12 protein-coding genes are annotated in these 12582 nt (G+C 39.8%); 7 read left to right on the top strand and 5 right to left on the bottom strand.

Going from position 1 to position 12582, the window contains the following annotated elements:
- Positions 1 to 2: 2 nt before the first annotated feature.
- Genes AAC855_RS13730 through AAC855_RS13710 form a run of 5 tightly spaced genes read left to right on the top strand, consistent with a single transcriptional unit; the run spans position 3 to position 6495 of the window.
- Positions 3 to 1025, top strand: coding sequence for a hypothetical protein (locus AAC855_RS13730; protein WP_340610351.1), 1023 nt, complete (start codon positions 3 to 5; stop codon positions 1023 to 1025).
- A 30-nt stretch (positions 1026 to 1055) separates the two neighbouring features.
- Positions 1056 to 3038, top strand: coding sequence for a vWA domain-containing protein (locus AAC855_RS13725; protein WP_422824389.1), 1983 nt, complete (start codon positions 1056 to 1058; stop codon positions 3036 to 3038).
- Positions 3035 to 3733, top strand: coding sequence for an ABC transporter ATP-binding protein (locus tag AAC855_RS13720; RefSeq protein ID WP_340610349.1), 699 nt, complete (start codon positions 3035 to 3037; stop codon positions 3731 to 3733). Before AAC855_RS13725 ends, AAC855_RS13720 begins: the two co-directional genes overlap by 4 nt.
- A complete protein-coding gene (locus AAC855_RS13715) occupies positions 3714 to 4955 on the top strand; it encodes an ABC transporter permease (RefSeq protein ID WP_340610347.1) in 1242 nt (413 codons plus the stop codon). Before AAC855_RS13720 ends, AAC855_RS13715 begins: the two co-directional genes overlap by 20 nt.
- The gene (locus tag AAC855_RS13710) at positions 4945 to 6495 is read left to right on the top strand and encodes an SUMF1/EgtB/PvdO family nonheme iron enzyme (RefSeq protein ID WP_340610345.1); all 1551 of its coding nucleotides are present in this window, start codon (positions 4945 to 4947) and stop codon (positions 6493 to 6495) included. The genes AAC855_RS13715 and AAC855_RS13710 overlap by 11 nt, the downstream gene beginning before the upstream one ends.
- A 52-nt stretch (positions 6496 to 6547) precedes the next feature.
- On the opposite strand, the gene AAC855_RS21670 is transcribed toward AAC855_RS13710, so the two are convergent.
- Entirely contained in the window at positions 6548 to 6745 is a 198-nt protein-coding gene (locus tag AAC855_RS21670; RefSeq protein WP_422824388.1) for a hypothetical protein, read from the bottom strand.
- Positions 6746 to 7273: 528 nt separating this feature from the next.
- On the opposite strand from AAC855_RS21670, the gene AAC855_RS13700 reads away from it, so the two are divergent.
- Positions 7274 to 7756, top strand: a complete 483-nt coding sequence (locus tag AAC855_RS13700; RefSeq protein WP_340610343.1) for a hypothetical protein — start codon at positions 7274 to 7276, stop codon at positions 7754 to 7756.
- Between the two features lie 608 nt (positions 7757 to 8364).
- On the top strand, positions 8365 to 9771 hold the full coding sequence (gene tnaA, locus AAC855_RS13695) for a tryptophanase (RefSeq protein WP_340610342.1): 1407 nt from the start codon (positions 8365 to 8367) through the stop codon (positions 9769 to 9771).
- Between the two features lie 81 nt (positions 9772 to 9852).
- Here the strand turns inward: tnaA and AAC855_RS13690 are convergent, their stop codons facing one another.
- Genes AAC855_RS13690 through AAC855_RS13675 form a run of 4 tightly spaced genes read right to left on the bottom strand, consistent with a single transcriptional unit; the run spans position 9853 to position 12433 of the window.
- Positions 9853 to 10596, bottom strand: coding sequence for a metallophosphoesterase family protein (locus AAC855_RS13690; RefSeq protein ID WP_340610341.1), 744 nt, complete (start codon positions 10594 to 10596; stop codon positions 9853 to 9855).
- Positions 10593 to 11291, bottom strand: a complete 699-nt coding sequence (locus AAC855_RS13685; RefSeq protein ID WP_340610340.1) for a VUT family protein — start codon at positions 11289 to 11291, stop codon at positions 10593 to 10595. Before AAC855_RS13685 ends, AAC855_RS13690 begins: the two co-directional genes overlap by 4 nt.
- Positions 11288 to 11770 carry a hypothetical protein gene (locus AAC855_RS13680; protein WP_340610339.1) on the bottom strand — a complete coding sequence of 161 codons (483 nt, stop codon included), beginning with the start codon at positions 11768 to 11770 and terminating at the stop codon, positions 11288 to 11290. Before AAC855_RS13680 ends, AAC855_RS13685 begins: the two co-directional genes overlap by 4 nt.
- A 9-nt stretch (positions 11771 to 11779) precedes the next feature.
- On the bottom strand, positions 11780 to 12433 hold the full coding sequence (locus AAC855_RS13675; RefSeq protein ID WP_340610338.1) for a helix-turn-helix domain-containing protein: 654 nt from the start codon (positions 12431 to 12433) through the stop codon (positions 11780 to 11782).
- Positions 12434 to 12582: the final 149 nt, after the last annotated feature.

Below are 12582 nucleotides of genomic sequence, written 5' to 3'. Positions count from 1 at the left end.
TTGTGATTAAAACAGAATTGAGACCTTGTGAATCGGCAGAACCCGGATATGCGTCTTTGCATATTGAAGGGTGGCAGGGAATGATTGAAAGCGTCATGGTGTCAATCCAGCGTAATCAGGATCGCTGTTTTTTAAGTGTAGAAGGGCAGTGGGTAAACAATGAAGAGTGGATTCGGTTGCCTGAATTACAGGAAAAAGGGGATGATTTAGAAACCCGCATAGGCCCGGTATTGGTCGATGCGCTGTTGGCCGAGCGTCAGGTTGCATATCGTGTGACGGCAGTGGATGCAGCCGGTTTTCGAGAGTTTGGTGGTCTGAAAATTGTTGATGGTGTACTGAGTTCGCTGGCAAAAGGAGAGTATGCTGCTGCTAACAATATTAATGAATATGTGCCTCAGTCACCGGAGCCAGCCATATTGACTCAGGTAGAAACGCCTATTATTGAAACGGAACCTTTGGCGGAACAGTTTGCTTCACCGAATCAACAAGAGTCATCTAAGCCTTTGGTAATACAGCCGGATGAACCTACCAGAACACCATCTCCGCTTCCAGCAAAAAAATCGAATAAATTGCCGTTAATCGCCCTGATTTTGCTTTTGATTGCGATTATTGTTGGCATGTGCTGGTGGCTGCTGAAACCAGAAACCAAACCAGAATCAGCTACCGTTAGTGCATCAGAAAATATACCTTGTGCTGCTGAGAATATGGTCAAAGGCAGCGGGCTGGATTTTGTCAAAAGTTGTCTACGGAGTCAGCCTTCCAGTAAACAAGTGCTGGAAGTCATTCAACAGGCAAAAAAAACGAAACAGTGTGATGTAGCACAACGTTTGTATGCTTATAAATCCCAGTCGGGCGATGCGCAAATCGCTCTACGTTATGCACAGGAATATGATCCAGAAACAGCAACAAAGGGCGGCTGTTTTGTTGCCGATGCACAAACGGCAATTTATTGGTATGAGGTGCTGATTAATCAGGATCCACAAAACAGAGAAGCCAGAGCACGTTTGGCGATACTGAAAAAATAGGAAAGGATGATGAAACCTCTTAACAGGATAATGGCGGGTATTATAGTACCTGCCTTGGGGCTAATGATATCACCCGTGCTGGCAGCACAAAAACCTCTTTTACAGGAAGGAAAGCAAACTCTCTACCAACGAGTACTGACTTATCCGGGGTGTGAGTTGTCGGAAAAAATGGCCGAAAAAGGAACAGTGCAACCTGCTTTCAGCCGTTTCTACGTTTATCAGCGTCAAAAGCAGGGTAATGAAGAATGGTTAAAAGTTGGGCCTGATAGTTACGGTCGTACTCAGGGGTGGATGAAGGCTAACTGTACCGTAGAGTGGAAGATGCAATTGACTCTGGCTTTCACCAATCCTTCTGGTCGTAATCCTATGCTGTTTTTCCGTAATAAGGCGGATGTAGAAAATATTCTGAATAACGCGACGCCAGCAACGCAATTACAGCCATTATTGAAAGAATTGCAAACTGGTGCGTCTGTACCTTCGGTACTAGCGCGTGAACCTGATTACATGATCGATCAGCAAAAAAACTTTTACCTATTACCCGTGTTGGATTCTGATGACATTTTTACAGACTCGGGCTATCAGGTGCGCGTACTTAATGTTGCCTCAGTAAGTGAAACGGGGGGGAAAACGAATTCTGCCAGTGCGTTCAAAAATAAGGATACAAGTATTACCCCTGATGAAGAGAAAAATATGATCAAGGGGTTCTCGGCATCGGTGGTATTTGTGATTGATTCTACCATCTCAATGGGGCCTTATATTGAGCGTACGAAGCAGGCTATTGAAAAAATTTACCAGCGTATTGAAAAGGAAAATCTGCTGGGGCAAGTTAAATTTGGTCTTGTCGCTTATCGTTCAAATATTGCTGCGGTGCCGGGATTGGAATATGACACCAAAATGTATGTTGATCCTAATACAGTCAAAGATGGTCAGGATTTTTTAACAAAAGTGCGTGACCTTAAACAGGCCAAGATCTCCAGCAGCAAAGTTAATGAAGATGCATATGCAGGTATCATGACGGCTTTGGACAAAGTGGACTGGACTAAATTTGGGGCGCGTTATGTGGTTCTAGTGACAGATGCCGGAGCGTTGGATGGGGATGATCAGCTGTCCTCTACCCGGCTGGATGCGACTCAGGTTCGTTTGGAAGCCACTTACCGTGGAGTAGCACTGTATACACTGCACCTGAAAACACCATCAGGGCGTAAAAACCACGCTTCTGCGGAGAATCAGTACCGAGAGATGACTCTCAACGCTTTCCTGCATAAACCGCTTTATTATCCGATTGATTCTGGCGATGTGAACAATTTTGGTACGATAGTTGATAATCTTGCTAATGCTATTACCGGGCAGATTAAAACGGCTTGGAGTGGTGAGGAGACAGTCGGTAGCGCCCTTGGGGCTAATGAATCCTATTTTGGTAAAAATGAGGTATTAACCAAAGGAACGCTTCTACAGGATGCCGCCCAGTTGGGACATGCGATGCGGTTGGCCTACCTCGGGAATAAGCAGGGTACACATGCACCAACAGTTTTTAAATCTTGGATAAGTGATCGCGATCTGGTGAACCAAAATATTCCGGCAACCGAAGTGAAGGTTTTACTGACAAAGAGTGAATTGAGTGACCTGAGTGAAGTAATGAAGAAGATTGTTAATTCGGCCAATGAGGGTTTAATTTCGCCGGATGATATGTTTGCTAGCCTGCGTTCATTAGCTGCAACGATGGGGAACGATCCTAAACAGGCGAAAAATAAACAGGCTACCAAGTTGGGTGAAATGGGGCTGTTGGGTGAATACATTGAAGGGTTACCTTATCTCAGTGAAGTGTTGAGTCTGGATGAAGAAACCTGGAAAAGTTGGGATGGCTTAGAACAAGAGCGTTTTATCCGCCGTCTTAACATCAAGCTCAACTATTATCAGCATTATAACGAAGATGTAGACCGCTGGATTTCGTTAGCACCTGGCAGTGACCCACGTGATAACGTTTATCCCGTTCCATTGGAAAATCTTCCATGATGTTGCGCATTGAAGCAATGCAAGTACAGCGAGGATCGGCAGAACAGGGTCTAACTGTCAGCCTGCCTTCGCTATCGCTTAGTGCGGGGGAAGTGGCTGCACTAACGGGGCCGAGTGGCTGTGGAAAGAGCACATTATTGGAAATGATCGGCGGGATATTACAACCGGATAATTTGAGTTGCTATCAATTGGGTAATCCGCCCGAAGATATTGCGGTACCGTTACTGACGGGAGATGAAAAACAGCTTGCTAAAGTGCGTGCTAAAGATCTTGGTTTTGTACTGCAACATGGTGGCCTGCTTCCGTGGCTTTCAGTCGCGCAAAATATTCAATTACCCCGTAAAATTGCTGGTCTTACAGTTGACTCAGAGTGGCTGGAGACAGCAATTTCTCGCTTAGATATTGAAGGATTAATGAAAAAGATGCCTTCTCAGCTTTCAATTGGTGAGCGTCAGCGTGTGGCTTTTGCCCGAGCAATTGCCCATCAGCCACGGCTATTATTGGCTGATGAGCCAACAGCGGCATTAGATCCCTACAATGCTGAGGTACTTTTTAATTTGATTGTTGAAATGGTGAAGTCATTAAATTTGGTCTCCATTATTGTTAGCCATGATTGGCAGCGAGTCACGAATTTTGGCCTTAAACGTTATTACGCTAAAGTGGATGGAAAACAGAGTGTCTTCACAGCCAGTTAATTCTTCTATTATCAGGGGTTCCCGTTGGTTACTGTCTCGCATGGCTCTGGCTGATTTAATTTATGATCGAAAGGTTTCGCTCTGTATCATTTTTTCTCTTATTGCTGTGATCACGCCTTTGTTACTGCTTTTTGGACTAAAAAATGGCATCGTGAGTCAGCTTCGTCATACCTTGGTCGATGATCCGCGTACACGGGAAGTTCGTATGCTAGGGAATGGCAGCTATGATCGCAATTGGCTGGATCAGCTGGCTGCTAGCCCTGATGTTGGTTTCGTTATCCCATTAACCCGCTCTTTAAATACTCAGGCTGATTTGGTCAGAGATAGTCAACATTTTGTCAGTAATGTAGAAGTCATTCCGACAGCATCAAACGATCCACTACTGGTCAATGCCCGACAACCACAAAATGCACAGCAGGTTGTGCTCAGTGCTAGTGCGGCAAAACAGTTACAGATAAAAGAGGGTGATAGTCTGAAGCTGGTGGTTACGCGTAAACGAGAAGGGCAGCGTGAACGAATCCAGCATCAATTAACCGTTATTGGTGTAATCGATGGGGCAAAATTCTCTCGTCCGGCGGCTTTTGTCTCGCTTCCTCTGTTAGTGGCAATGGAGGATTACCGTGATGGCTACCAAGTTGCGTTATTCCATGTGGGAGAAGGTATTGCTCCCCGAGAACGTACTACGTTTGCTAAAGCACGTCTATATGCCAGCAGTATAGATAGTGTGTCAGCGCTGTCTGGCTGGCTACAGCAGCAGAATATCGACACGGTAACACAACAGGCGCAGATTGAATCAGTGCGTGCTATCGATCAGGTACTTGGTTTGATATTTACTGTGATTGCCTGGATTTCTGCGGCAGGGGGAGTTGCCTCGTTAGTGGGTGCTTTTATGGCCAATATTGATCGCAAAAGGAAAGACATGGCAGTGCTCAGGTTATTAGGTATCCGTCGGCATGCAGTAGTGTGGTTTATCTTGATTCAGGCATTAATTTTGACAGGAAGTGCTTGGGGAGTGGGGTTGTTGCTCTATTTTGTTGCCAGTCAGTTGTTTAATAGTGTGTTGGGCGCTTCATTACCAGAAACGGCATTTGTATGTCATTTGGAAGCCTTACACATGTTAATTGCCTTATTGAGTGTATTAGCTGTAGCACTGGGCGTTGCGACGGTCGGTGCCTTACGTGCTTTAAAAATTGAACCTGCGGAGAGTTTACGTGAAATTTAACCATTACCTAAGCATCGCATTGGTAGGGGGCGTGCTTGGTATATTGCCACTCTCTGCCAGCGCTGTCTGGGAAGAAAAATTCTACAATCCTAAGCCACTGTCTGATGATGTGATATTACCAATGCCCTGTGGTGGTTCGATGGTATTTCGTAAAATTTCCATTCCTCTCAGCCAACCGTTACAGGATTACAGCATCACCCTCGGAGGAGGCGAAAATGATGAATGGGGATATCTGGAGCAGGCGCGGGCGGAATATATTGCGGGTAGTTTTGCTGAAGGAAAATCGGGGAAAGGGCGCTATTTTCTAATGGCGAAGTATGAATTGACCGATTTACAATATCAAGCTCTTAGCGGTACTTGTCCGACGCCAAATATGAGACTCCGCTTGCCAAAAGTGAACATTGGTTGGATCGATGCCATGAATCTGGCAAACCAATATAACCTTTGGCTATTGAAGAACCGGCCTGAAACTCTGCCTAATGAAGATGGAAAACCGGGTTTTCTCCGTCTACCAACAGAAACTGAATGGGAATTTTCCGCCCGTGGTGGCTTGGCTGTTTCCACATCTGAATTTCGTGACCAACGTTTTCCTATGCCTGAGGGGATCATCCATTATGTCTGGTTTTCTGGCTCTCAGTCAGCCAATGGCAAACTCCAACTGACCGGCTTACTCAAACCTAATCCATTGGGGCTGCATGATATGTTGGGTAATACCGCTGAGATGATGTTTGAACCTTTTCGTTTAAACAAATTGGATCGACAACATGGTCAGGCAGGGGGCTATATTGTCAGGGGCGGTAGTTTTCTGACACCGGAAAGTGACATACGCAGTTCACTACGTGGTGAAGAGCCTTATTATACAGCTCAAGGCGATAACAAAAACAAAGCGATAGGATTTCGTTTGGTTCTGGTTTCTCCGACACTGACTTCTCGTGACCGCATTAAAGAAATTGCTAAAGAGTGGAAAACCTTAGGTGTTGAAGAGCATCAAAATAAAGGGAAAAAATCGACAGATTCAATTGATTATTTGGGGAGTATTTCATCCAAGATCCAAGATGCCTCGCTGAAAAAGCAATTAGCGCAATTACGTGCCGATCTGCGTGCCAATGCACAATTACGTGATGAACAACGTGATCAGGCAATACGTACCTCTTTGCAACTTGGCGCATTTTTATGCACAAAATTGAAGGATGATGGTGATTTTTATGATCGATTAGTCGGCCTGTATGGAAAAACTTGTCAATCAGGCAGTGAACTGGATGCAAATTGTTCTCGTCGCCAAACGCAGTTGGAACAACATAAAAAGGCACTAAATTTTATTACAAATTATTATGCTGATACCTTGGTTGATATGGGCATAACGTATAATGCAGAGCTTATTGCACCGCAACTCCGAGTCGTTCAGCAAGAAATGTCGGCTCGTGGTAAAACCAATCTAAATAGTTATCTCAATACGTATTGGCAGAATCTTCAGGGATATTGGAAGGATGGCAGAGTTGCTCGGGATAGTTGGTTGGAGATGTGTAAGAAAAATAAATAAACTGCCCGTCGAATATAAATGATAATGAGCACTTTTATTTAGAAAGGACATATTAACCTATGGTTTTAAAATATATACGTTTGATGATTTCTTTTTGCCTGATTTTTATTTTGGTTGCCTGCCAGACGCCAAATGGGCCTTCTGCACAAACAGGAACAGTAGATTCTCGTTTAACTAAGAACGAAGATGTCGAATTTTTTAATAAGTCGGGTTTGCAGTCTTGTTTGGCTGGAGCAGCAGCAGGGGCAATGGCTTGTATGCTCAGTGATGTGAATCATAAAGCGATATGTATTGCAGCGGCAGCAATTGTGGGATGTGGAGTAGGAGTGGGAGCGAATGCTTATCTGGATAGTCAGCGTAAAAAATATTCCAGCAGAGAACAATTATTAGCGGCTGCAATTAAGGATATTAAAGCAGAAAATGAGCGGATTCAGAATGCCACTGTCATAGTCAAAGAAGTGATTCAGGCTGATAAGCGTACTCTGGCTAGTATTAATAAAGATATTGCTGCAAAAACCGTGAAAAAAGCGCAGATGCAGAAACAGTTGAAAGGGCTTGATGCTAATATTGCCTACCTGCGTAATACCATTAAAGAAATGAAAGAGCACGAAAAACAGTGGGCTGATGTTTCTGTTCAAATGGTAAAAGATGGCGCTAAAACGAAAAATTTAAATAAGCAGATTGCTCAAATGCGTAAAAATATTGGTATGTTACAGCAGGAACTTGACAGCCTTTATGAACAACGTACCGCAATTAAAGTAAGTTGATAGGAATTATTATGCGAGTATTGATGATATTGTTAATGAGTGTGGTATTGGCTGGTTGTGTTACAAATGCACAAGAATGTGATCCTACGAAAGGAGATATGAGTATTATTGCAAAGTTTAACTGCAATTACTCTGGGACATGGGATCAGAGAGTTGCTGAGAAAGAAAAAGTATTACAGCATGAAAAGGTATTAAATAAAGAATTCAAGGCAGTTTATGAAGCTCTTGAACAAGAAAGAAAAGCAGCGCGGACAACTTTGGAGAGTAAAAAACGTACTCAGGCTGTTTTGCAGAAGTCATTGAGTAATCTACTTAATCAATTGAAAATCAAAGCGGTAGGAAAAGCTCAAATGGAAAAACAGGTTACTGATCTGGAAAAACGGATACGTGAATCACAACAACGTCCAGCTCAGTCGGAAATGCAAAAGCAGATGGAGTTACAGCAGTTGCAAAACCAGCTTCATGAGCTTCAGGATAGCCTGATGGCATCATAGAAATGAATCCCCGGGATCGTAAAGCATGATGTGACCGGGGAGAATAATCTTGATTGAAAAATAGCAATTTAAGTGGTCTGATTGATATTAAAAAGAGTACTCGATTTTAATAAAAACCTCGGTTATAGGGTATTACTTAAATATTGATTGCTGCCAATAAATTAGTGTCATGATCCATATTTTCGGCAAGTAATATTATTTGTTTTTAATTAAATAAAATCAAAAGTGTTTTTATGGTTAATATAACATGAGTTAATTGCATTTTAGTTTATACTTTTTACACGTTATTAATGTTATGTGTCTTTACTTAATAAATTAAATAGACAGCAATTTCATATTGTTATATAAGTGCATGCGGGATCATTTATATGCTATAAGGTTAATGTGTGAAATTCTTTTTGGCACGATATAAACCCACCTTTAATATACAGCAAGATATTGACTATTGTGTATTTCAGTCATTCTCTTCCTGCTACTAATGTCATTTGAATAGAAGTAAATTTGACATTTTATTCATAAATAAAAACCAGACTTTTCCACTAATAAATACTAACGTTTGTTGACCGTATCATGTGATTTATTATAATTTTTTAATTAGAGATATTAAAATGAAGCGCATTCCTGAGCCTTTTCGTATTAAAATGGTAGAAAATATCCGTATGACAACACGTTCAGAACGTGAGGCAGCTCTGGAAGCTGCGGGGTATAATCCGTTCATGCTGCCTTCTGATATGGTGTATATTGACCTATTGACTGACTCTGGTACTGGCTCCATGAGTAATCAGCAATGGGCTGGTATGATGATGGGGGATGAGGCTTATGCCGGATCTCGTAGTTATTATCATCTGGTGGATAGAGTCAAAGAATTAATTGGGTATGAGCATACCGTTCCTACTCATCAGGGGCGTGGCGCTGAGCAGATTTTATTTCCTGCCTTGCTTGAAAGGAAAAAATTAAAAGGCGGGGCGCAACACCCTGTATTTATCTCTAATTTTCATTTTGATACCACAATGGCTCATGTGGAATTAAATCATGCTAAGGCTATCAATGTTGTTACTGATAAGGCTTTTGATACCGGCAGTTATTATGACTGGAAGGGTGATTTTGATATTGATTTACTTCAACACACAATTAAAGAACAGGGCGAAAATAATGTAGTCGCCATCATAGTCACGATAACCTGTAATAGCACAGGTGGTCAGCCGGTTTCTCTTGCTAATATGAAAGCGGTGTATGAAATCGCGAAACAATATGATATTCCGGTGGTTATTGACTCAGCCCGATTTTGTGAAAATGCCTGGTTTATTAAGCAGCGGGAAAAAGGTTACGAAGATAAGTCAATTAAAGAGATCGTCAGAGAGATGTATCAATATGGCGATATGTTGACTATGTCAGCAAAAAAAGATCCCATGGTCAATATCGGTGGCCTTTGCTCTGTTCGTGATGATGAAGATCTATTTAATGACGTAAAAGTTCGTTGTATTCCGAACGAAGGGTTTGTGACTTATGGCGGGCTTGCCGGACGTGATATGGAAGCACTGGCGATTGGGCTTGAAGAAGGTATGGATGAGCATTTTTTGTCTTACCGTATTAATCAGGTGGCTTATTTAGGTGAACAGCTAAGAAAGGCGGGGATTCCTATTCAATATCCGGTTGGTGGGCATGCTGTCTTTGTGGATGCAAAACTATTTTTACCGCATATTCCCAGCGATCAATTTCCGGCTCAGGCATTGAATAACGCGCTCTATCTGGAAGCGGGGATCAGAAGTGTAGAAATTGGTTCCTTACTGCTCGGGCGTGACCCAATGACCGGTAAACAAAAAGAATCACCGATGGAACTGATGAGGCTGGCTATTCCTCGCCGCGTTTATACCAATGATCATATGGATTATGTCGTTGAAGCCTTTATAGAATTAAAACAGCGTGCTGCTGATATTCGCGGATTAACATTTACTTATGAGCCACCAGTGCTACGCCACTTTATGGCTAAATTAAAGCCGATTTCTGATAACTAAATCATATATTGGGCGTCAATACACTCTCAAGTTGCTTATGCTGCAACTTGAGAATAGCGTATATACATTGTGTATAGAACTTTAGTAACTACACGAAGTTACTGAAATATTTTCTGAAAAATCAATAATATTAAAACCAAAACTTTTTGTTGTTTTAACGGTATCTGTACCTGATAACCATTGGAATGAAACCGCAGGTGCAACACTGATTGTTATATCATTCTGATGCCAGATACGAGAAGTGTGAGCATGACCACAGCCAATAAATTTCACTTTATGTTTTTTACATAATGTTAATAAATCCGTGGCATTTTCCAGCATACAATTGTCTACAATAGGTGTACCAACCGGAATAGCGTGGTGATGCATAAATACCGCAGTGTTAGAATTCTTGTTTAAAATGATTCTTTTTTCTAATTCAGCAAGGTTATCTTGTGTAATAAAGCCATAATCTTCACCTTTAACGACGGTATCAACATAAGTCATGAACCAATTTTTACCGCTGTACTCACAGGACGTGATGTTATATTTTGGTTTTATCTCTGCAATTACGGTATCAATATTATTTTTCAGATCATGATTTCCCGCTATTGAAATATAGGGGATCTGACATGAATCCATTTTTTTGAAAAAATATCGGTAAGCATCGATATCACCATCATTTGTTATGTCACCGGAAACAATGATTAAGTCTATTTCAGTAACTCGCTTTATGCGGCATATTTCATCACAGACAGTATCAAAGTTATCATACAGGTTTGCATTAAATAATTGATGTTCTCTGCTCTGTGTCAGGTGGATATCGGTTATCTGAATGACTTTCATTTTTTATCACCTCCAAAATTAAATGGGTTATATGATATTCCCCAGTCGTATACATCAGCTGACTCTAATTTTTTTATCTTATCAGCTAATATAATGCCAATAGGTAATAATATAATAGACATTATTACTTTATAGGACCAGGTTGTGGAAATTATTATAATCAATTCATTTGCACTATATTTCGAAGAAAGACTTATGGGGTATGATGATAATAAAAGAGATGCTTGAGTAATCATTGATGCAATAATATATCTTATGAAAAAAAATCTACCAAGAAAAACTTTTTTTAAAGTAGATATTACAAATCCATTTATGAAGTAAGAAATTGGTACAGAAGCCCATGTACCTATCATTACTCGCCAAAACTCACCAAATAATTCTCGAAAGTTCATTGAGATCTGATTGTTATCTGGTTGAGAATGTGATGCAATAAAAATAACCATGACAAAAATTGATTGACATAAGACCATTACCCAAACTGTTTTCACTCCTTGTCTATAGCCATAAACCTCAGTTTGGACTGTAGATATAAGAAAATAAAAAGAAAATAAAATACCACTAAAAGTGATTTTAAGACCATAAAAGTCTAGTGTTTTATATACAAGCACGTCACACGTGATCATGATTGTTACAGATAAAGAAATAAATAAGTAGTTATATTTGAAATTTGAGCTTGTAGGGTAGACTTGAGTCACTTTATTACCTTTAGATTGGCAGGTTTAGATGATTTTATTTTTTCCACTTTAAAAATTTCATCAGAGATTTTCCTTCCATCTTTTAGTCCATAGGTATAAGCGATCCTTATAAGACTAGCAGAGTCTAATTTTTCCACAATATTTTGATCGGAAAGTATCTCTTTTCCATTTATTGTTCTACAAGAATATTCATTCTGTAAAGTGAAACATAGATCTCTATTCTCTTCTATTATTTTAAGTTTTTGTTTTTCTTTAATTTCATTTTCTTCAAATTTAGTTATAAAAATTATGTCATAAGGGTTAATATTATATATTAAATCACTTTTAAAAATATCTTCTGTTCTTACTCTAATACATGTGTGAGTTCCTAATTCTTTTAAAATATAGAAGCCATTATCTTTTATTGGATCAAATTTTTGTAAATTATAAATATAACGAGGCTTGAATGCTTTTCTGAAAAAATCAATTATTTTTATCACAATGGATCCTTATTTTAAATTTCTAATTGATTTGATCAAAATGCCTATTATTGTGTAATTTTCCCTGAAGGTTATTTTCTGATCCATGTCAATTCCTAATATAGAAAAATAAATCCCGCGTTCACCGACAAAAACTTGCCTAAAACAGACTGGAGTATCTTTAATCTTTACAAGAACTATATCACTATCACAAATTGATTCTGTTTTAGAAATAATTGCGATAGTGTTACTATCAAAATATGGTGAAAGAAGGTTATTTGAAAAACCTACAGCAAAAAGAGAATCCCCTTGATCTTCTTGGGTGCTGAGTTTATATAGGTTTGTATGTATTGCCTTTCCACATATATATTCATCTAACTCATCATAACGAATTAAAGGTATTGATGAGATTATTTCATTATCTTGATAATGTTCATATAATTTACCATCGGTAATTTCACCAATATTCATTCCAAATATATCAGCGATGGATGATATTGTAGCAATAGTCGGATTTCCAACACCACGCCTAAGATTATTAATAGTAGCAACACCTAAACCGGTCAATTTACTTAAAGTGTGTGAATCAATACTGTCTTTTTTCATTAAGAAATCAATATTTTTTGAAATAGTAGAAAGTAAAATATCAGCTTCGGTCGATTTTTTATTGTTTGTCTCTTGCATTATATTGTCTCATTGATATTATCTTATAAGATGTAAGTCGCTATAAATTTACCTTATCGCCATTATTTTTTATGATACAGGAACTTAAAAACAAGAGAAAGAGGAGTTTATTAGCCCTACACTAAATAGGAGTTGTTTTATAGTTACGC

This window comes from Xenorhabdus bharatensis (genome assembly GCF_037996705.1).
Classification (GTDB): Bacteria; Pseudomonadota; Gammaproteobacteria; order Enterobacterales; family Enterobacteriaceae; genus Xenorhabdus; species Xenorhabdus bharatensis.
The sequence above is the reverse complement of the archived record's forward strand: the minus strand, read 5'-3'. Positions and strand labels throughout refer to the sequence as shown.